The organism is Sphingorhabdus lacus (assembly GCF_009768975.1).
In the GTDB taxonomy this organism is placed as follows: Bacteria; Pseudomonadota; Alphaproteobacteria; order Sphingomonadales; family Sphingomonadaceae; genus Sphingorhabdus_B; species Sphingorhabdus_B lacus.
Genome location: NZ_CP035733.1, coordinates 2,255,136 through 2,274,445 on the forward strand (window position 1 = coordinate 2,255,136; position 19,310 = coordinate 2,274,445).

The 19,310-nt window shown below is 58.4% G+C and carries 22 protein-coding genes and 1 tRNA gene; 10 read left to right on the forward strand and 13 right to left on the reverse strand.

The window, feature by feature from the left end:
• Nucleotides 1–48 precede the first annotated feature (48 nt).
• Genes EUU25_RS10565 through EUU25_RS10575 form a run of 3 tightly spaced genes read left to right on the forward strand, consistent with a single transcriptional unit; the run spans nt 49 to nt 2,524 of the window.
• Nucleotides 49–825: a citryl-CoA lyase gene (locus tag EUU25_RS10565; protein WP_158900807.1), complete on the forward strand. Its 777-nt coding sequence runs from the start codon at nt 49–51 to the stop codon at nt 823–825.
• 44 nt (nt 826–869) lie between these two features.
• Nucleotides 870–1,214, forward strand: coding sequence for a thiol-disulfide oxidoreductase DCC family protein (locus EUU25_RS10570; protein ID WP_158900809.1), 345 nt, complete (start codon nt 870–872; stop codon nt 1,212–1,214).
• Nucleotides 1,211–2,524, forward strand: a complete 1,314-nt coding sequence (locus tag EUU25_RS10575; protein ID WP_158900811.1) for an ABC1 kinase family protein — start codon at nt 1,211–1,213, stop codon at nt 2,522–2,524. The genes EUU25_RS10570 and EUU25_RS10575 overlap by 4 nt, the downstream gene beginning before the upstream one ends.
• Nucleotides 2,525–2,629: 105 nt before the next feature.
• On the opposite strand, the gene EUU25_RS10580 is transcribed toward EUU25_RS10575, so the two are convergent.
• Nucleotides 2,630–2,720 (reverse strand) — tRNA-Ser (locus EUU25_RS10580).
• A gap of 80 nt (nt 2,721–2,800) precedes the next feature.
• On the opposite strand from EUU25_RS10580, the gene EUU25_RS10585 reads away from it, so the two are divergent.
• On the forward strand, nt 2,801–3,814 hold the full coding sequence (locus EUU25_RS10585) for a peptidylprolyl isomerase (protein WP_158900813.1): 1,014 nt from the start codon (nt 2,801–2,803) through the stop codon (nt 3,812–3,814).
• Nucleotides 3,815–3,826: 12 nt separating this feature from the next.
• A complete protein-coding gene (locus EUU25_RS10590) occupies nt 3,827–4,147 on the forward strand; it encodes a DUF1905 domain-containing protein (RefSeq protein WP_158900814.1) in 321 nt (106 codons plus the stop codon).
• On the opposite strand, the gene EUU25_RS10595 is transcribed toward EUU25_RS10590, so the two are convergent.
• The 10 genes from EUU25_RS10595 to hemC all read right to left on the reverse strand — a co-directional run bounded on the left by EUU25_RS10595 (nt 4,144) and on the right by hemC (nt 12,387).
• Nucleotides 4,144–4,857: a sigma-70 family RNA polymerase sigma factor gene (locus EUU25_RS10595; protein WP_158900816.1), complete on the reverse strand. Its 714-nt coding sequence runs from the start codon at nt 4,855–4,857 to the stop codon at nt 4,144–4,146. The two genes, EUU25_RS10590 and EUU25_RS10595, sit on opposite strands and share 4 nt — an antisense overlap.
• Nucleotides 4,844–6,958, reverse strand: coding sequence for a flagellar biosynthesis protein FlhA (flhA, locus tag EUU25_RS10600; protein WP_158900818.1), 2,115 nt, complete (start codon nt 6,956–6,958; stop codon nt 4,844–4,846). Before flhA ends, EUU25_RS10595 begins: the two co-directional genes overlap by 14 nt.
• Nucleotides 6,955–7,737, reverse strand: a complete 783-nt coding sequence (locus tag EUU25_RS10605) for a lysozyme family protein (protein ID WP_158900820.1) — start codon at nt 7,735–7,737, stop codon at nt 6,955–6,957. The genes flhA and EUU25_RS10605 overlap by 4 nt, the downstream gene beginning before the upstream one ends.
• A gap of 67 nt (nt 7,738–7,804) precedes the next feature.
• Entirely contained in the window at nt 7,805–8,098 is a 294-nt protein-coding gene (locus EUU25_RS10610; RefSeq protein WP_158900822.1) for a hypothetical protein, read from the reverse strand.
• 4 nt (nt 8,099–8,102) lie between these two features.
• Nucleotides 8,103–8,375, reverse strand: a complete 273-nt coding sequence (gene flgM / locus EUU25_RS10615; RefSeq protein WP_158900824.1) for a flagellar biosynthesis anti-sigma factor FlgM — start codon at nt 8,373–8,375, stop codon at nt 8,103–8,105.
• A gap of 228 nt (nt 8,376–8,603) precedes the next feature.
• Nucleotides 8,604–9,035 carry a flagella basal body P-ring formation protein FlgA gene (locus tag EUU25_RS10620; protein WP_158900826.1) on the reverse strand — a complete coding sequence of 144 codons (432 nt, stop codon included), beginning with the start codon at nt 9,033–9,035 and terminating at the stop codon, nt 8,604–8,606.
• Between the two features lie 101 nt (nt 9,036–9,136).
• On the reverse strand, nt 9,137–9,814 hold the full coding sequence (locus EUU25_RS10625; protein ID WP_158900828.1) for an alpha/beta fold hydrolase: 678 nt from the start codon (nt 9,812–9,814) through the stop codon (nt 9,137–9,139).
• 91 nt (nt 9,815–9,905) lie between these two features.
• On the reverse strand, nt 9,906–10,739 hold the full coding sequence (locus EUU25_RS10630; RefSeq protein WP_158900830.1) for an MICOS complex subunit MIC60: 834 nt from the start codon (nt 10,737–10,739) through the stop codon (nt 9,906–9,908).
• A gap of 59 nt (nt 10,740–10,798) precedes the next feature.
• A complete protein-coding gene (locus tag EUU25_RS10635; RefSeq protein WP_158900832.1) occupies nt 10,799–11,452 on the reverse strand; it encodes a uroporphyrinogen-III synthase in 654 nt (217 codons plus the stop codon).
• Nucleotides 11,449–12,387, reverse strand: coding sequence for a hydroxymethylbilane synthase (gene hemC, locus EUU25_RS10640; protein ID WP_158900834.1), 939 nt, complete (start codon nt 12,385–12,387; stop codon nt 11,449–11,451). Before hemC ends, EUU25_RS10635 begins: the two co-directional genes overlap by 4 nt.
• Nucleotides 12,388–12,429: 42 nt before the next feature.
• Between hemC and tsaD the strand changes: the two genes are divergently transcribed.
• Genes tsaD through EUU25_RS10655 form a run of 3 tightly spaced genes read left to right on the forward strand, consistent with a single transcriptional unit; the run spans nt 12,430 to nt 15,997 of the window.
• Nucleotides 12,430–13,464: a tRNA (adenosine(37)-N6)-threonylcarbamoyltransferase complex transferase subunit TsaD gene (tsaD, locus tag EUU25_RS10645; RefSeq protein ID WP_158900836.1), complete on the forward strand. Its 1,035-nt coding sequence runs from the start codon at nt 12,430–12,432 to the stop codon at nt 13,462–13,464.
• A complete protein-coding gene (locus tag EUU25_RS10650; RefSeq protein ID WP_158900838.1) occupies nt 13,461–14,456 on the forward strand; it encodes an NAD(P)H-dependent glycerol-3-phosphate dehydrogenase in 996 nt (331 codons plus the stop codon). Before tsaD ends, EUU25_RS10650 begins: the two co-directional genes overlap by 4 nt.
• Nucleotides 14,457–14,500: 44 nt before the next feature.
• A complete protein-coding gene (locus tag EUU25_RS10655; RefSeq protein ID WP_246162669.1) occupies nt 14,501–15,997 on the forward strand; it encodes a lipopolysaccharide biosynthesis protein in 1,497 nt (498 codons plus the stop codon).
• Here the strand turns inward: EUU25_RS10655 and EUU25_RS10660 are convergent.
• Complete coding sequence (locus tag EUU25_RS10660; RefSeq protein ID WP_158900840.1) at nt 15,994–16,989, reverse strand: adenosine kinase; 996 nt, start codon at nt 16,987–16,989, stop codon at nt 15,994–15,996. The two genes, EUU25_RS10655 and EUU25_RS10660, sit on opposite strands and share 4 nt — an antisense overlap.
• A gap of 73 nt (nt 16,990–17,062) precedes the next feature.
• On the opposite strand from EUU25_RS10660, the gene EUU25_RS10665 reads away from it, so the two are divergent.
• Together EUU25_RS10665 and EUU25_RS10670 are read left to right on the forward strand one after the other, a co-directional pair.
• Entirely contained in the window at nt 17,063–17,728 is a 666-nt protein-coding gene (locus tag EUU25_RS10665) for an EI24 domain-containing protein (RefSeq protein WP_158900841.1), read from the forward strand.
• Nucleotides 17,725–18,108, forward strand: a complete 384-nt coding sequence (locus EUU25_RS10670; protein WP_158900843.1) for a hypothetical protein — start codon at nt 17,725–17,727, stop codon at nt 18,106–18,108. Before EUU25_RS10665 ends, EUU25_RS10670 begins: the two co-directional genes overlap by 4 nt.
• Here the strand turns inward: EUU25_RS10670 and queG are convergent.
• On the reverse strand, nt 18,105–19,262 hold the full coding sequence (queG, locus tag EUU25_RS10675; RefSeq protein ID WP_246162671.1) for a tRNA epoxyqueuosine(34) reductase QueG: 1,158 nt from the start codon (nt 19,260–19,262) through the stop codon (nt 18,105–18,107). The genes EUU25_RS10670 and queG overlap by 4 nt on opposite strands.
• Nucleotides 19,263–19,310: the final 48 nt, after the last annotated feature.

Consider the following 19,310-nt stretch of genomic DNA (forward strand, 5'->3'; position numbering starts at 1 on the left):
AATTCGAATAACGAAATCAACTTCGAAATACGAAATATGGAGGCCATTATGCGAATTGGCAAACAAGACGAGCCTTTTACATCGATTTGCACTTCCGATGCCGACAGCATCACCGTGCGCGGTCTTGATCTGTGCGAGGACATTATCGGCAAGATCGATTTCACAAGTTATTTCTGGATGCTCGTCACGGGCACCTTGCCCACACCAAAGCAGTTATTTTTCTGCAACGCGGTGCTGGCCGCCATTGCAGAGCATGGTTTGGTCCCCAGTGTCGCGGCATCGCGCATGACCTATGCCGCCGCACCGGAAGCTTTCCACGGCGCTGTCGCCGCGGGTCTATTAGGTTGCGGCAGTGTGGTTCTGGGAAGCGCGGAAGTGGCTGGCCGATTTTATGCAAGCTGCGTTGCACAGGCCAATGAACCCGGCGCGAATGCCGCAGAAATTGCCAAGGAAAATATTCTTGCACTGAGAGCCGACAAAAAAGCGATCCCCGGCTTCGGACATCCCCAGCACTCCGGTGGTGACCCGCGCGCCAACCTGCTTTTGCGTCTTGCAGAGGAACATAATATTGTCGGCAAGAATATCGAAATGCTGTATACGATCCGCGACATCCTTCCCGAAACCTTGGGTCGCGCGCTTCCGATCAATGTGAATGGCGCTATTCCGGCAGTCATGCTGGATGTCGGTTTTCCACTCAGCGCATTGAAGGGCATCTCACTTTTAGCACGCACCGCGAGTATCATTGCCCATCTGCAGGAAGAGACCGAAAGACCCATCGGCTTCATCATGTCGGGTGCAGCCGCGGATAAAATTCAATTCGTATAAGCAAATGTCTCCCCTCTGCAGTTACTTGAAAAGAGATCCCAATCGTGCGCCGTCTCACCGTCTGGTATGACCAAAGCTGCCCCTTATGCCGCAGGGAAATCGCATTGATGCGCCGTCTAGATTGGCGCAAGCGTATCGATTTCGTGGATGCGGCAGACCCGGACGCGGTGTGCCCCTTGGATCGCGCGCAGTTGTTGGCCCGGTTCCATGCCTTGGAAAATGGTAGGATGCTGTCTGGCGGAAGTGCTTTTGCCGCAATGTGGCGCGCCGTTCCGCTTCTGTGGCCACTTGGCATGATGGCAAAAATACCTGGTGCGGAGCGACTGCTGAACTGGGCTTATGCGCATTTCCTGAAAGCACGGCCGCGCCTGCAAAGCTTCTTCAAATGAGCGACGATCGATACCGCAAAGTTCCGTCGGGCCGGATTTCCCGCCTCTCTTCCTTCGGCCAGATGGCTGGAGGAATTGCAGGCGGCATGCTTGTTGAGGGTGCCCGAAAACTCGCGAACGGCGAACGTCCCCGTTTTTCGGACCTTCTCCTGACGCCTGCCAATGCAACACGTGTCACAAATCAGCTGTCCAAATTGCGGGGCGCCGCGATGAAGCTGGGGCAGATGATCTCCATGGATGCGGGCGATGTCCTGCCTGCGGAGCTGACCGCCATTTTGGCGCGCCTTCGTAATTCGGCGCATTTTATGCCAACCGCTCAGCTCAACAAGGTCCTGATTGCCGAATGGGGCGCGGACTGGCGGCGCACGTTCCGCCATTTCGAAACGACGCCGATCGCCGCCGCCTCCATCGGCCAGGTGCACCGCGCAACGCTGCGTGATGGAACGGTCCTTGCCATCAAGGTCCAATATCCGGGCGTCGCCGACAGCATCGAGGCCGATGTCGACAATGTCGCAAGCTTGCTCCGCATATCGAACCTGCTGCCATCGACGCTGGATATTTCGTTCTTGCTGGCGGAGGCGAAAAAGCAGCTGCGCGAAGAAGCCGATTATGTCCGCGAGGCAACGCAGATGCAGCTTTATAAAGAGTTGCTTGCCGACGATCCGAATTTTCTGGTGCCGACGGCATATGCACCTTTGTCGACGCAACGCGTCCTGGCCATGGATTTCATTCCGGGACAATCCATCGAAATATTGGAAACCAAACCGCAGGAAACGCGGGATGCCGTTATGACGACCCTGCTGGGACTGGTGCTGCGCGAACTGTTCGAGTTCGGATATATGCAAACCGACCCCAATTTCGCCAACTATCGCTGGCAGGAGGATAGCGGCAAAATCGTCCTGCTGGATTTTGGCGCCGCCCGCCCCGTGCCGGACGAAACGGCGGACGCCTATCGCCGCCTGATGCGTGCTGGTCTTGAAGGCGACAGCGATGCCCTGCGCGACACATTGATCGATGCCGCTTTTGTATCGCCGGTTGCTCTGCAACGCCACAAACCAGCTCTAGACGCCATGATCGCGACACTGATGACCCATTTGGGCAAGCCTGGCCTCTTCGATTTCGCAGACCGCAGTTTTACCGATGAGGTGCGGCAGCAAGTCGAAACCATCGCCGCCGACCGCTCGTCCTGGCACATACCGCCGGCCGACACCTTGTTCGTCCAACGCAAGGTAAGCGGCACGGCCTTGCTCGCGATCCGGATGAAGTCGAAAATGCCTTTGAGGGATATGGTGGAGCAGACGCTCTTATAAGTTCCGCAGTCACCACATTCGGTGCCTATAACTCCAGCGCCAAAACCGCGCGTACGCGGGCAATTTCGCGCACGGCATCCGTATGCTTGATGTTCAAAAGAGTGGTGGCGGAGACGGAGGGATTCGAACCCTCGATACGCTTTTGACGTATACTCACTTTCCAGGCGAGCGCCTTCGACCACTCGGCCACGTCTCCGCATCCCTTTCGGGGAAGCGACGCCCCTAGCGGCTCCTTTGCGCTTTCGCAAGGCACTGTGATTTGCCATAAGCCGTTCCATGAAAAGATTTTTGAATTTGACCGCCGCTGCCGCCTTTTGCGCATCCGTGCCCGCGTTCGCCCAAGAGGCAAAAACATATCCCGCACCAAGCGAGATCGTCGCGGCGGCCAAGGCGCAGGAATGGGCCGCTATTGCGCCATCCGACCTGCTGGTCATGGATCTCGCACCCGATGCGGCCGGCAAACCGCGCCGTGTGGTCATCCAGTTGATGCCTGCCCCGTTCAGTCAGGGCTGGATCGGCAATATCCGCAAGCTTGCAACCGCCAAATGGTGGGACGGCACCAGCATCAACCGCGTGCAGGACAATTATGTTGTGCAATGGGGCGATGCGACGGAGAAGAAAGCGTTGCCGGATGGGTTGGAGGTCGTGCCCGAAAGCGGCTACACAGCCCCGTTGGTCGACCCTTTTGCCTCCATGCTGTTATTCTCGGCAATTGTCGGGCAAAAGGAAGCCGAAGACGCGTGCAAGCGCGAAAGTGAAGACAAAATTTCAGATTGTTTTAAAGAAATCGACCGTCAGATAACGCGCCGCGATCCTTACGGCGACATATATGGCTTCTACAAAGGCTGGCCCGCAGGTGCTGATCCGAAGACAGCATGGCCTCTCCATTGCTATGGCATGGTCGGCGTTGGCCGGAACCTGTCGCCCGACACCGGCACAGGCGCCGAGCTCTACACCGTAATCGGCCACGCGCCGCGGCATCTGGATCGTAATATCGCCTTGGTTGGCCGCGTGATCGAAGGGATCGAGCATCTGTCCAGCCTGCCGCGCGGAACAGGCGCGCTGGGCTTTTACGAGAAGGAAGAAGAACGGGTGCCGATCTTATCCGTGCGGTTGGGGACCGAAGTTCAGAATGCCCCTTCTTTCGAGTATCTCTACACCCAAACCCCCAGCTTCAAAGCTTATGCCGATGCGCGGGCCAACCGGCGCGATCCGTTTTTCATAACACCAGCGGGCGGCGCAGATATTTGCAACATTCCGGTCCCGGTGCGGCGGCGACCGGCCAAGTAAAAGAGGTCGGCGATGACCGAAACGCATCTGGTTACCGCCAAACTCTGGCTCTGGCAAAGCGACAAGGCCCCGGCGAGCTGGCATTTCCTCACGATTGAAGGCGAAGCGGCTGAGGCAATTCATGCCCTTGCCTTGATGCGGCGGCTCGAAAACGGACGGCGGCGCGGCTGGGGGGCGATGAAGGTGCACGTCACCATCGGGGAGACGGCCTGGGATACATCCATATTCCCCGACAAGGGCAGCGGAGGCTGGCTGCTTCCGGTCAAGGCGGCAGTGCGCAAAGCGGAGGAATTGGTCGTCGGCGACCAGATTCAGGTTAGCGTGACGCTTTAATCCGCCATTAACATCCGCATCTTGTCGAGTGCGGCTTTCTTGATCTGGCAGACCCGCGCAGCACCAACGCCCAGTGTCTCGCCGATTTCGTCCAGATTTAACTCTTCGACAAAATAAAGCTGCAAGATCATGGCTTCCCGCTCGGATAACTTGGCGAGATTTGCCACCAATGCCTCACGCAACTGGGCCTTTTCCAACGCTGTATCGGCACTATCCGCGAGATCCGCGAACCACATATCATGATCCGAATAGCTTTCATCGATCGATTCCTGGCCCACGGCCTGCGTGGACGCGGCCATGGCATAATAGGCTTGTGGCTCCAGCCCGGCGGCATCCGCCATTTCCGCATCGGTCGGCGGACGCATATATTCCTGTTCCAGGCGCGCGCGAATGCTCGCCAGATAGCGGCGGTTGGCCATGCCTGCGCGGCCCATGCGGGCGTCACGACGAAGTGCATCCACCATGGCTCCGCGAATACGGGTCGACGCATAGGGGGCGAAGGCAATGCCGCGATCTTCGAAATGCTGGGCGGCCTCCACCAGTGCGATGAAGCCGATCTGGATCAGGTCTTCAACCTCGATGGCGGTCGACATGCGGCTGTGCACATGCCAGGCGACGCGGCGGACAAGGGCACTATGTGCTTCTATCAGGCGCGCAGGGCTCGACGCATCGGGACGGGCATAAGCGGCGCGGGCTTCATTCAGCATCATGGTCTCCTTTGTAAGGGTTGGCATCGGCCAGGCGCGGTGTGCCGCCGACTACGGCGATCACATCGACTTTTTTGGTTTCGGGAATTTCGAGGAAGGACAGCACAGCGACATCGCTGAACTGCGCCCGTAAAAGGCGGGCGACCGCCGCGCGGCATAGCGGCGAGGTGATGACGGCAAAGCTGCGTGCGGCGACCAGCATCGGCTGGACTGCTTCATCAACGGCGCTGATGATGCGGCGGGCAAGCGCAGGTTCGAACGGCCAGTTGGCTGACGGTGCGGTTTGCACCGACTGGACCAGCAGGCTTTCGAGATCGCCATCAAAGGTGATAGCCGGCAGCGGCATTTTCACAGGAACGATAGTCTGGACAATGAGCGGTCCGAGGCGCTGGCGGACAGCCTCTACCAGATCGGATGCATCCAGATTGCGCGGGGCAAGATCAACCATAGCCTCGGCCACACGGCGGAAATCCCGAAGCGGAACCCGCTCGGCCAGCAGCGCGCGGCACAAGGCGGTAATCGCGGCGAGCGAATAAGGTGCCGGTGTCAGGCCAGCGGCCAGTTGCGGGTAGCTTTCCTTGAGATTGTCGATCAGCGCTTGCGCATCGTCCATACCGAACAGCTCGGCTGCAGATGCGGTGGCGAGCTGGTTCAAATGAGTGGCGATAACGGTCGCGGGGTCGACAACGGTGTAGCCGGCGGCGACGGCATCGATACGGTCACGCTCGGCGATCCAGAGGGCATCCAGGCCAAAGCTGGGGTCCTTGACCGCACGGCCAGTGACACCTTCAAGGCAATCGCCGGAATCAAGGGCGAGCAATTCGTTGGCCCAGGCGCTATCTTCGCCGACCAGAACACCCGAAATGCGGATCTGGTAGCTATTCCCGGGCAGGGAAAGGTCATCTGTGACCTTAACCATGGGCACGACGAAGCCGAATTCGCGCGAAAGCTGGCGGCGGATGGCCGTGACACGGCCCATTAACGGCGCGCCCTTGCGTTCATCGACAAGGCTAACCAATGAATAGCCAAGCTCCAGCGTGATGGGGGCTGTTTCGGCAATTTCGTGCCACTCGATCACATGGCCGGGTGTCGCGTCGACGATGGTGTCGACCGGCTTGGGAGGAGCCTTCTCCGAACGGCGCAGCAACCACCAGATGGATCCCGCTACCGCGGCTGCTGGCAGCACGACGAGTTGGGGCATTGCCGGAACCATTCCGAGCAAAGTCAGAATTGCGGCAACAGGGCCCCAGGCGCGGGCATGCCCGAACTGTGTCGAAATCTGGCCCGAAAGGTCGAGCGGCGATGACACGCGGGTGACGATGGCCGCTGCGGCAATGGAAAGCAGCAGAGCCGGGACTTGCGCAACCAGTGCGTCGCCAATGGCAAGCTTGATGTATATCTCGGCCGCATCGCCAAAGCTGAGGTCGTGGCTGACCACACCCAATATCAGGCCGCCAAAAATATTGACGAAAAGGATGAGAAGGCCCGCGACCGCGTCGCCCTTCACAAATTTGGAGGCACCATCCATGGAGCCGTAAAAGTCGGCTTCGGTCGCGACTTCCTGACGCCGCGCTTTGGCTTCGTCGGGTGTGACGAGGCCGGCGTTCAGATCGGCATCAATCGCCATCTGCTTTCCGGGAAGTGCATCAAGTGTGAAGCGTGCGGACACTTCGGATACGCGCCCGGCACCCTTGGTAATCACGACCATGTTGATGATCATCAACACGGCAAAGACGAACAGGCCGACGATATAGTCGCCGCCAATCAATATTGCCCCGAACGCTTCGATGACATGGCCTGCAGCCGCAACGCCGGTATGGCCGTCGACGAGAACGACACGGGTTGAGGCCACGTTCAGGGCAAGCCGGAACAATGTCGCGAGCAGCAGAACTGTCGGAAACGCGGAGAAGTCGAGGGGTTTGGCCACGTTCATGGCGACCATCAGGACAGCCAGACTGATCATGATGTTCAGAATGAAGCCGACATCCAGCAGCATCGCCGGGATCGGCACGATCATCAGCATGACCAGCAGCAAAACCGCAACGGGCAACGCCCCGCTTTTTATGGTTTCCAGCCAGATGGTGAGGTTGAGGCGGCCGATCATGACGAAATACCCGAGAGGCGGCGATAGGCATCGCGCGCAAAATTAAGATCAAGCTTTTTGGGCATGGGCAGCATTGTGGCCATTTCGAGTGGCGTGCGTGCCGCATTGGATGAGGACGCTATCTGGCTGCTTTGCCGGTTCAGCGCAGGAAACTGGCTTTGTGCGTCGCCCAGCTTGGCGGCGAAATTCTCACGGATTTCTGCGAGGCTTCGTGCGCCGCCGTCATTCCGGTAAAATATGGGGCGATTGGCCCGCGCGGCTTCGGAAAAGAGCGGTGCAGCGCTTTGGTTGGGATCTTCGCGATAAGCATCGAGAAACTTGGCGGCCCCTTCGGCGCCGAGAAAATGCGCGAGATAGAGATCGACAGGCTCAGGATTGGCACCGATCCGTTCTTGCAGATAGGCGCCATTGTCCGCCGCAAATTCGGCAGCCATCGCTGCTGCCGCATCGGGATCGCTGCGCAGGTCAAGTATCGCGGCCCTTTTGGCGGAATCGGAGACCGAAAAGGTTCCGTCCGAATTGCGCGAAATGGCATTGGCGGCCCATTCCATTCCATGCGACGCACCATGTTCTTTCACGGTGCCCAGCCAGGTCTGCTTGGTGAATTGATAGAGGCCAGTCGCGCTCGACGTCGTGGCGCGCGCATCGGGGCGCATTCCGCTTTCGATGCGGGCCTGATCCATCAAATAGTCGAAATCGACACCGGTTCGTGCCGATGCGCGGGCAATTGCCGCCGTCACCTTATGCGGTGATCCCGTGTCGTTAATCGGGCGTGTCATATTCTGGTCCGGTTGTTCATGCGGGATGAACTGCAATGCCCGTGCCAGTTTTGTAAAAACCTAGCTTTTACGTGTGTTTCTGCGGCATCACATAAATAGCGGACGACGCTTGGCCGCGATATTCCGCCAATCGGTCAATTTTCTGTCTGTTCCAGGCCGTCAGATATTTGACCCGGGTGCGTGCTGCCTCGGCCTGTTTCATGCCGTAGGACAGCTGCTCCTTTGGCGGAGCGCCACGCATTTGCCGCAGCTTATCAATCGCGACCGAAAGCGCGGCGCTCGCCGACAGGATGGCATCCGCATCCTGCGTATCCAGCGCGGCAATCAGGTCCGATTGGCATTGAAGAACGGCATCCATCATGGGATTAGCCGAGATCCTGTCCGCCAAAGCGGATGATGCCGTCTGCAACAGCGCCCAAATCGACCTTATATGCGCCGCTCGCAAGTGCCGCCCGCAAAGAGGCGACCTTTTCGGCGTCATATGGGGGGCCCTTTTGCGCCAACGCGGTCGCAAGGCTCAAGCTGTGCGGAGCAGCAGGCTTGAGCGTATTTTCCCGCTTCGGCGCCGCCTCCGCGGCACCAGATGCACGGAGACCCGGAGCCAGTCTGGCCGGTCCGAACGTAACGGAATCCACCATTTTTCTGTTCCTTTCCATATGGGCCGTCAGGAAACCGACAGCCGGTATGAAAGCAGAAACGGCGATTGCTGCACAAAGTTTAGCTTTAAACTTTTATAAATATTTCGGCGGTGAAAAATATTTTCCACCCGCCTTCCGCCGGACCGGAGCGCCATATAGCGCCAATATGCGTAGTTTAGGGGCTAAGTCTTTACAAAACCCTTCAAATTGGAGAGCCGTGAAAGGATGTCAGAATGTAACAACACCGCGGGTTTTGACATAGGCAGTCATGGTCGTTGATGATGTCAGCGATTTGACACGGACCGGTTGACCCACCGCTGCGTCTTCCAGCGCCATCATCGTTGTAGAGACGGCAAAGCCTTGCCCATCCGAAACGCATTCGACCATTTCACCCTTACGGATGACGATTTCCGAGGTGGCTGCTTGATCCAATGATGCCTTTACGGGCACACGCAAACGCCAGCCTACCGCCGGACAGCGCACGATCACGGCACCTCCTGCGGGCGGCGCAACAATAGGTGCATCGGGGCATTGCGCCAGTTTCAGGCGTTTATCGACCTGCTCGGCTTGCGGCGCGACCGCCGAAATGCGGCTATCCAAAGCCTGCAGGTCCTCAAAACCTCCAGATATGGCGGCAACGATAAAGAGTAGATGGTGCATATTGGCTCCTGGAAAATATAATCTTCCATCACCAAGCAATCATCGTGCCAGTCGGGTATTTCTGAAATTAGCCCGCAGTAATGCGGGGAAGTGCAAAAGGCTTAGGCAAGAACCTTGGCAATTGCGCGGATCGCATCAGGCTGTGCGACGAACGCCATATGTGTGCAGTCGAGTTCAACTTGATGGTCCGATTCATGATGTTGGCCGCAAGCAGAACCCGGGGCAACAACCCCATCGTTACGCGACCAAATGGCGCATGTGGGAACCGGCGGCTTTTCGGAAAGGATTACATCAATCGGTGGATTGTCGACTTTATAACCTGCAACAAATTCATAAAGACGCCAGGCGTTGTTCGCGCGAGGATCACCTGAAAAAGGACTTCCCAAGGTAACGACCTTGGCAACATCATGGCGGGCCACTTTGGCATATTCGCGCGCGATCAGTCCACCAAGGCTCCATCCGACCAGCGTCAGCGGTCCGTCAATATCGAGTTCTTCGACACGGCGTCCTAATCTTTCGAATATGTCGGATTTTATACCCTTGTTCCGGCCCAAGCCCCAACCATGGGCGGCAAAGCCAGCATCTTGCAGCGACCGGCGCAAACGCGACGTTGTCTGGTCCGACGCCATAAATCCGGGGATTACCATCACATGGCGGCCATTTCCGGCGACATCGAGGGGCACGGTCGACGCGAACGCGGCACTGGTCCGCATATAGGCAAATGAAAGCGCTTCGCGCGCCAGCAGCGGCAGGGCCGGTGCACAATCGGCACGGCCCATAGGCTCATTTAATAAAGAAAGATTCGAGAATCGCGTCGCCATAGCGCCTGTATATGGCACTTGCACATTTATGAAAGATTTATGACGCTTTTTATTGGGGCATTGTTGTGGGCAGGACCGTCTGCGGCTCCGGGGCTATCGGTGGCATGACGGGTGCCACGGGCAAAGGTGGCGCGGCAAGGGCGCTTCGTTCCAGCTGGTCGAGTGCCTTGCGCGTCTCATTATAGGTGCGGGCGCGTACCAGCCATGCTTGCGCTTCTGCCGAAGCAGCACCGGGCATTTCGGATATTTCCTGAATGGCCCCGCCCAGATTACCCGATTCCACCAACGCATGCGCACGCAGCAGCCGTTGCGTAGGGGCGGGCGACAGGGATTCGGATTTGCGCAATACAAACAGCTCGGAAAACTCCCGTTGGATCGTCGCCCAAACGGTCTCTTCGCGTGTTCCTGTAACCAACAGATTGTCGATGGCCGATAGGTCTGCCTGCAGCGATTGGAGCGTGATCGGCGTTTGCGAGGCTTGCAAAACGGTCATGACCGCCTTGGGCTGGCTCGCGCCAAAACGTAACCGCAGCTGGTCGGTCAGATAGCCCAACGGCGCTCCGCTGTCCAAAGTGCGCCGGGCAGCAAAGGCGACCAGCAAACCTTCTGCACGGGCTGTGTTTCCAGCAGCAATAACGGAATCGACAGAAGTTACCGTGGGTTGGGTCACCAGAGGTACAGCGGCGACATTTTGCGCGGGAGCCTTATTAGGCGCGGGCGATGTTGTAGTTGGTGGTGTGCCTCCACCGAGGAGCCCATATTCATCCGCCAGCCACCAGCTGGCTCCGGCGCCGCCTGCAAAGGCGACAAATAGCAACAGCGCTATATATTTGAATCGGACTCCACTGCGCGGAGTTGCGGCATTCGTCGCAAAATCAGTCATTAAATCCCCTTCGTCCCAACCACCAGTTAGGGATTAGCATGGCTTTTTGTAAAGCGCGTTTATAATTGAGACAAGAGGTCGTTATCGGTTGGCTCCTTCGCGATCCGGATATTCGCCCAGCCAGAACCCGCAGCCTGCGCGATTTTTTCGGACAATGCGCCGATTGAAATCGCGTTCTTTTGAAGCTGAACATCTTCAACCAAAGAAGTGAAACGGGATGCAGCGCGGGCGGAATGTAACAGAACATAGTCTGCTTCCATAAGTGTTTCGTGGAAATCATCGGGAATGGGCAAGGCGGCGCTGCGGTAAACAATTCGGCAGTCAATATGCAGATCTGGCGGCGGCGCAAAAGATGTCCGGTCTTCTCCTGCAAGCCAAAGCAGCCGGCGGGCGTCAACCTGCTCCAGAAGGCTCTCGATCCCGGCGGAGCCTACTTGCCGCACGTCGAAACCAACACTCTGCGCATATTCCGCGCTATTCTGCCCGACGGCAAAAAGCGGCAAGCCGGTCAATAGCGGCAACTTGTCCCCTGCATAACGCAGTGCATTTGCGCTGGTCAGCAACAGCCCGTCAAAATCATCGATTTTGGGCAGATCCCACGCGACAGCGTGCGTTGCGAAGAGAGGCATACAGACCGCCAGATGTCCGGCGGCAGTTACGCGGGCGGCTGTAGCATCGGCTCCCGGTTGGGGGCGGACAATCAGAAGTTTCACGGCGTGAACAAATGCCGCAGACGTTCGCTGGATTTTTCCAGAAGCGCATGTGCAAGCCGCGCCGGGCCGTCCGCGTCATCTGCCGCAAATTCCAAGACATCGCTTTGGCGTTCGCTGCCGTCTTCAGCCAAAATCTCACCACGCAACATGATTTTGTCCGCATTGCAGGTAGCATGCGCTGCAACCGGGGAGTGGCAGTTGCCACCCAATGCTTCAAGGAACGCCCGTTCCGCTGTTACGGCGGCAAAGGTCGCCAGATGGTTTACTGCCTGCAAAAACACGGCAAGCTCCCCCCGCTCAGCCAAATGATCGATGCCAATGGCACCCTGTGCCGCAGCCGGGAGCATCGTTTCGAGCGACAGACTGGTGCCGACATCCGGTTGGCCCAGGCGATCAAGCCCAGCCGCTGCCAAAAGCGTTGCGTCAAAGTCACCTGCGGCCACCTGTGCCATGCGTGTCGCGACATTCCCGCGAATTGGAACAGTGACAAGGTCGGGCCGCATGGCCTTTAGCTGCGCCGCACGGCGGGGGCTGGACGTGCCGACTATAGCCTGATGCCGAAGCTCATCGAGGCTCGCCACACCAATCAGCCGGTCACGTACATCCGCCCGTGGCAACATGGCGGACAGGACAAACATCGGCGATCGAACAGTTTCAACATCTTTCATGGAGTGGACCGCGATATCGATATCGTCTTCGACCAAAGCGCGCTCCAGCTCTTTGGTCCATAGCGCTTTGCCGCCGATTTCAGCCAAGGGGCGGTCCTGTATCTTGTCTCCACTCGACAGCATGGGCACCAGAATGACCGCATCTTCGTCCAAGCCATGGGCCTGCCTGATTGCGGCTGCTGCCATCTCGGCCTGCGCCAAAGCGAGGGGGGAGCGCCGCGTTCCGATGCGCAAGGGGCTTTGTGAAGTAAATTCAGGGACCGTCATGCCGCTTGTTCATAACGAGGCAGGCACCTATGGGAAAGGGCAATGGCAATTATTTTAGGTCTTGAATCAAGCTGCGACGAGACGGCCGCGGCAATCGTGCGTTCGGACCGCACGATTTTGGCGCATGCGCTCGCCGGACAAGAGGACCATCATCGCGCTTTTGGCGGTGTCGTCCCGGAGATTGCAGCCCGCGCGCATGCCGAATTAATGACGCCACTTGTGCAGGCTGCACTTGCTGACGCGGGCATGACCCTGGACGATATCGATGCGATTGCAGCAACCGCAGGCCCCGGTTTGATCGGCGGCGTGATGGTTGGACTGGTAACCGCGAAGGCGTTGGCCATGGCAACGGACAAGCCTCTGATCGCGGTCAACCATCTGGAGGGACATGCGCTTTCGCCTCGTCTGGTCGATGCCGATCTTGCATTTCCCTATTTGCTTTTGCTGGTGTCGGGAGGCCATTGCCAATTGTTGCGCGTCAACGGGGTTGGCGATTATAACCGGCTGGCGACGACCATCGATGACGCTGTGGGCGAAGCGTTCGACAAAACCGCAAAGATTCTGGGGCTGGGTTTCCCCGGCGGCCCTGCCGTCGAGCGGGCCGCGGCAAACGGAGAAGCCGGTGCAGTCCCCTTACCAAGGCCATTGAAAGGTGCCGACGAGCCGCATTTCTCATTTGCGGGGCTGAAAAGTGCGGTGCTGCGTGCGCATGAAACGGGACAATATAGGGTGGAGGATATTGCGGCCTCCTTCCAGCAAGCAGTCGTCGACTGTCTCTTGGACAGGCTACGCTATTCGGTCGATCGTATGGAATCCCTACCCGCATTGGTGGTCGCTGGAGGAGTGGCGGCCAATGGGGCGATACGGACGATGTTGGCCGATTTTGCCACAGCAAGAGGCATGCGCTTCGTTGCGCCTCCTTTATGGCTGTGCACCGACAACGGCGCGATGATCGCATGGGCCGGAGCGGAACGTTTTGCAGCCGGACTGATCGACGGGCTGGACTTTGTTGCGCGCCCGCGCTGGCCCTTAGACCCGAACGCTGCCCCGGCGAGGGGCGCTGGAGTAAAAGCATGAGTGAATCGCGATATCCTGTCGGAATAGTGGGCGGAGGCGCGTGGGGCACGGCTTTGGCATCGGTCATGGCGCAGATCCATCCGGAAGTCCTCATTTGGGCGCGGGAAATCGATGTCGTCACCGCGATAAACGAAACGCATGAAAATAGTCTGTTCCTGCGCGGATTGAAGCTTGCATCCAATATCCGGGCTACGGGTGATTTGGCCGCCATGGAAGCATGTGGTGCGCTTCTGATCGTCACACCTGCCCAACATGTCCGCGCGACCCTTGCCGCACTTCCGCGGACGGATGCGCCCCTGTTGCTCTGCGCAAAGGGTATAGAGGCGGGCACAGAAATGCTGATGTCCGATATCGCTGCTGAGGTGAGGCCTGAAAACCCCCTTGCCGTGCTATCCGGCCCCACCTTTGCGCATGAAGTGGCCGCCGGAAAGCCGACCGCCATCACGCTTGCCACAGCCAACCAGGACATGGGCGCCATGTTGATGCGCTTGATTGCTGCACCCCATTTCCGGCCCTATTGGTCCGAAGATGTTACGGGTGCCGAGATTGGCGGAGCGGTAAAAAATGTTCTCGCGATCGGCTGCGGCGTTGTCGATGGAGCAGGCCTGGGCCTTAACGCGCGCGCCTCTCTGATCGCGCGCGGATTTGCGGAAATCCAGCGTTATGGCCTCGCCCGCGGCGCGCGGCCCGAAACGCTTGCCGGGCTCTCCGGATTGGGCGATTTGGTGCTGACGTGCAGTTCGGACAATTCACGCAATTTCTCACTCGGTCGCGGATTAGGCCAAGGACTCTCGGCAGACGCCCTGCTCGCGGACCGAAACACCGTGGCCGAAGGCGCGTTTACTGCACCGGTGTTGCTGAAATCAGCCCAGCGGCTCGGCATTGAAATGCCAATTGTTGCGGCGGTGTGCGCCTTGCTGGAGGGCAAAGCAATTGTCGGTGACGTAACCGCCGCGCTGCTATCGCGTCCCCTAAAGGCCGAAAGCTGGTAAGTTGCCTGCGATTGCGCTAGCTTCCGGCCAACAGGGATGAGATATTGACCGCAGTCCGGACCGATGAGGATGACATTCAGGCGCTGGCCAAGGGCGGGCGGACGAATGTTTTCGGCTTTCTCCTGCGGCTTGCCGCGCGCATCCCGTTTCTTTTCATCGCCGGTCGTCTTTACGGCCCCGAAGCCCTGGGGCGGTTTGCCTATGCGATATTGATCGTCGAATTTGTGGCTCAATTGGCAACGCTCGGCCTGCGCCGTGGCTTGGCAGAGCTTTTGTCGCAGGGCGAACGTCCTCATTCCAATCTGGTGGCCGATGCCATGTTTTCGGCCATGCTCGCGTCTGCCCTTGGCGCCGCATTTTTGATCGCCGTTCCGCAGATCATGTTTCCGAACAGCGCGATAAATGGGCTCGACCGTTTCTTGCCCCTCGTCATTTTTGCGATCGTCGCCACCGACATCGCACTAGCTGCTTTGGCTTACCGCTTTGACATCGTATCGACGGTGCGGGCGCGCGCTATTGTCGAGCCATGGACGATCAGCATCGCGGCAGGAGCTTTCTATTTTTATTCGGCACGGGACGGCTTGATACTTGCTTATGTAGCTTCTTTGATTGCCGCTCTGCTTTTCGCGCTCTGGCCCTTGTGGCGCAGTTACGGGATCGCCTGGGGCTGGGCACCCAGCCTGTCGCGATCCTATGTCATCGCCCGCCGCAATTTGCCGCTCGCGGCTGCGGACGCGGCGGAATGGGGCAGTCGGAGGCTGGATCTCGCTATATTGGGGCTGTTCGCATCGCCTGCAGTTGTCGGAATCTACTATGTCGCTCAGCAGGTCGCGAGCCTGCCGCAAAAGCTGAAAACCAGTTTTGACCCCATTTTAGGCCCTGTCATTACCCGCAACCTGCAGTCCAAAAACTATGCCGAAATTGCCCGGCAGGTTGGGCAGGTCGGTTTCTGGATCATCGCCGCGCAGGCCGGTATTGCACTCGCGCTCGGTATACCGGGTGAGGCCGTCATGGGACTTGTTGGGCCGGAATTTGTTGGCGGCACAGGAGCCCTTGCCTTTCTTCTGGCGGCGGAAGTAGCGGCGGCGACGGCGGTCGTCAGTGAATCCGCCCTCGTCTATATGGCACGGCACCGGAACTTGCTGATCTCGATCATGATGCTCGCCGTTCAGGCTTTGGTGAGCATCGGGCTGATCATGCTCATCCCCTATTGGCCAATAAAGCCGTCTTATGTCGGTCTCTATCAGGCAGCGGCGGTCGCGTGCGGGTTGATGATTTCGCTCGGCATCGGCTCGATCATCAAATCTCGGTTCCTGAGCCGCCTGCTCGGCCATGGCATAAGTATCTGGCGCAGCGCCCTCGTCTTTGCCGTCATTAGCGCAGCCGGCGTGGGCATGCTGATCGTCAGCGTCCCTGCCCGCTTTGAATGGGTGGAACTGACCGTCGGCATCCCGGTCATTCTGGGCCTATATAGCTGGATAATCTGGCGGTGGGGCTTTGGCCCGGAAGACCGGGTGCTCTTCCGCAAGAAGTCCGATTAACCGAGCCTGTTGCGCACCAGCTCGGCGATATCCGCCTCAGGACGCGCGCCATAATGCGAGATGATTTCGGCGGCACATACAGCCCCCATCGTCAGGCATTCGGCCATCGGCCGGTTTTGCGCGATACCTGCAAAGACGCCAGCCGCGAATAGATCACCTGCGCCAGTTGTATCGACCAAGCGTGAAACGGGCTCAGCCGCCACTGTTGTTCGCACGCCATTCTCGACGGCAATCGCCCCATGTTCGCCACGTGTGCATACGAGAAGAGGAACCTTGGCCGCGATTGCCGCGACCGATGCTTCAAAATCATCGCTGCCATGCAACGCGCAGATTTCGACTTCATTTGCGAACAGGATATCGATGCGACCCGCTTCCATTTCGGCAAGAAAATCGGGTCCGTGCCGCGAGATAACAAACGCATCCGAGAGCGTCAGTGCCACCTTGCGTCCCGCAGCGCGCGCCACGTCGATGGCGGTCCGCATGGCCGCACGCGGCTCCTCGGGATCCCACAAATAGCCTTCGAGATACAGGATCGCAGCGCTCTCGATCAGGTCTTTGTCGATCAAACGTGCAGGCAGATATTGCGAGGCGCCCAGGAAGGTGTTCATGGTACGCTGGGCATCGGGAGTCACCAGAATATAGCAGCAGGCCGTAGCCGGAGCACCATCACGCGCCGGAATGTCAAAATGGATCCCACCTGCGCGGATATCGTGCGCGAACACATTGCCCAACTGGTCATTTGCGACCTGACCGATAAATGCGGTTTTATGCCCCAAGCGCGCCAGGCCCGCCAAAGTGTTGGCCGCCGAGCCACCACTGATTTCACGTGCAGGTCCCATATGGTCGTAAAGCGCCTTGGCGCGATCTTCGTCGATCAGCTGCATACTGCCTTTGGTGAGGCCCTGTTCGGTGATGAAGCTATCATCGGTGTCGGCGATAATATCCACAATCGCGTTACCAATTGCGAGCACGTCAAAGCGAATTTCAGTCATATAATATCCTGTTTGCGGTCCGGCGCGCCCTAGTGGGATTGGACATTTCGAGCAAGCGCTTTAGAGTGGAGCGATGATCCAAGCACTTATGTTGTCGTTCCAAAGCCTGACGGACCGACGTGTTGCACTCCTGTTGGCCAAGGTTATCGCCCTTACGCTTGCCGCATTTGTCCTGTTAGGCATCGGCCTTTGGTATGGCATGAGTGCCTTGTTCGTCTGGTTTAATCTGACCGACGACGGAACCTGGTCCGTGTTGCTGTCCGTGGCATTATCCCTGTTAAGCGCAATCTTGCTGTTCCGGGTCGTTGCGGTTGCCATGACCTGGATTTTTGCGGACGATATTATCGACGCGGTCGAAGATCGCCATTACCCACAGCATGCCGACATGGGCAAACGACCCGGTCTTGCAACCGGGATGCAGATGGCGGTCCGCTCTGTTGTACGGGTTATCCTGTATAACCTGCTGGCGCTGCCGATTTATGTGGCGCTGCTCTTCACCGGAATTGGCACTGCCATTGCCTTCCTGTTGGTCAACGCGCTGTTGCTGGGTCGTGATCTGGAAGACATGCTGATCGCCCGTCACGGCAAGGATCATGGTGCCATCCGCAAGCTGCCCCGCTTGCTCCTTGGGCTTTTGGGGACCGCAGGAATGATGGTCCCGATCCTCAACCTTTTTGTACCCGTTCTGGCGACCGCCATGGCGGTCCATATGGTCCATTCGGGAATTGCCAGACTGTGAAATATATATTGCCTCTTCTGTTGAGCATTGCGGTTGCCGGATGTGCATCGGCACCGACACCCGCGCCGCGTCCGCAAACACCGGCCGAGCGCCCTGCATCCGCCTTTCCCGTTCGCCCCGTCCTTGAAAAAAGAGGACTGGAGGCTGTGATGGGGAAGGATATCGCAACGTTGAAACGCCTTTTTGGCGAACCCCGCCTCGACATAGTCGAGGTCTATGGCCGCAAGCTGCAGTTTACAGGCAAAGCCTGCGTTCTGGACGCCTTTCTTTATCCCGACGGAAAAGGCGGAACCGAAATCGTAACACATATCGATGCGCGCCGCAGTGACGGCGCAGAAGTCGACCGCGCATCCTGTGTTGAAGCGCTAAGCCGACGTTAAGCGAATGGCGCTGAGGCGGTGTTTCCCTCCGCCCCAAAATCCCATTCCGCGCGGACATCGGGACTATCCTCCGCAAGGGCGAACCGGGCTTTCATTTCCCCGAATTGGGCAGGCGAAAGCCGCCCCAAGGCCCAAATGGCGCTTCCCCGAACTCCGTCGTCGGGGTCACGCAACAAATGGATCACGTGCGGCAGCAACGACACATCCCCGCTATTCCCCGCTGCGATCAAGACGTTGCGTACAAAGCGGTTGCGGCCAATCCGTTTGATCGGCGATCCCGAAAACATCGCCCTGAACGCGGCATCATCCAATGTCAGCAAATCGGACAAACGCGGTGCAACCAATTCCGCCCGTGGCAGAAAGGCTTTGTGTGCGGCGGCGGCACTGGCAAATTTATTCCAGGGACAAACCGCCAGACAGTCGTCGCATCCATAAATGTGATTTCCAATCAGGGGACGCAGCGCGCGATTGATCGGTCCTTTATGTTCGATGGTGAGATAGGAAATGCACCGACGCGCGTCGACTTTATAGGGAGCCGGAAAGGCATCGGTGGGGCAGATATCCTGACAGGCGCGGCATGATCCACATCGGTCCGACCCCGCCGCATCGGGCTCAAGTTGCGCCGTTGTATAAATTGCGCCCAAGAACAACCAGCTTCCATGCTCACGGCTGACGATATTGCTGTGCTTCCCTTGCCAGCCAAGACCGGCGGCTTCGGCCAGTGCCTTTTCCATCACCGGCGCTGTATCGACGAAAACCTTAACCCCGACGTCCGCAGCATGGGCCAACCAGCCGGCAACACGTTTCAGCGCGCCTTTGACGACATCATGATAATCGCGTCCCTGCGCATAGATCGAAATGCGGCCACGTTCGGGATGATCCGCCAGCGCCATCGGATCGGTGGCAGGGGCATAGCTCATGCCCAACATGATAACCGACTGCACATCCGGCCAAAGTATTTCGGGATTGGCCCTCTGGTCGGCGCGGCTTTCCATCCACAGCATTTCGCCATGGCAACCCTCGTCCAGCCATTGGCGCAGCCGCGCTCCAGCCGCGGGGGCCAAATGGCCCGGCGCGATGCCGACCGCGACGAAGCCCTCGCTCGCGGCTTTGGCTTTCAACGCGTTAACCAAATTTGTCTTGTGTCTTTTCACACGCCAACCCTATTCAGCACCTCAATCTCATCCGGGGCGCGTTTCAGA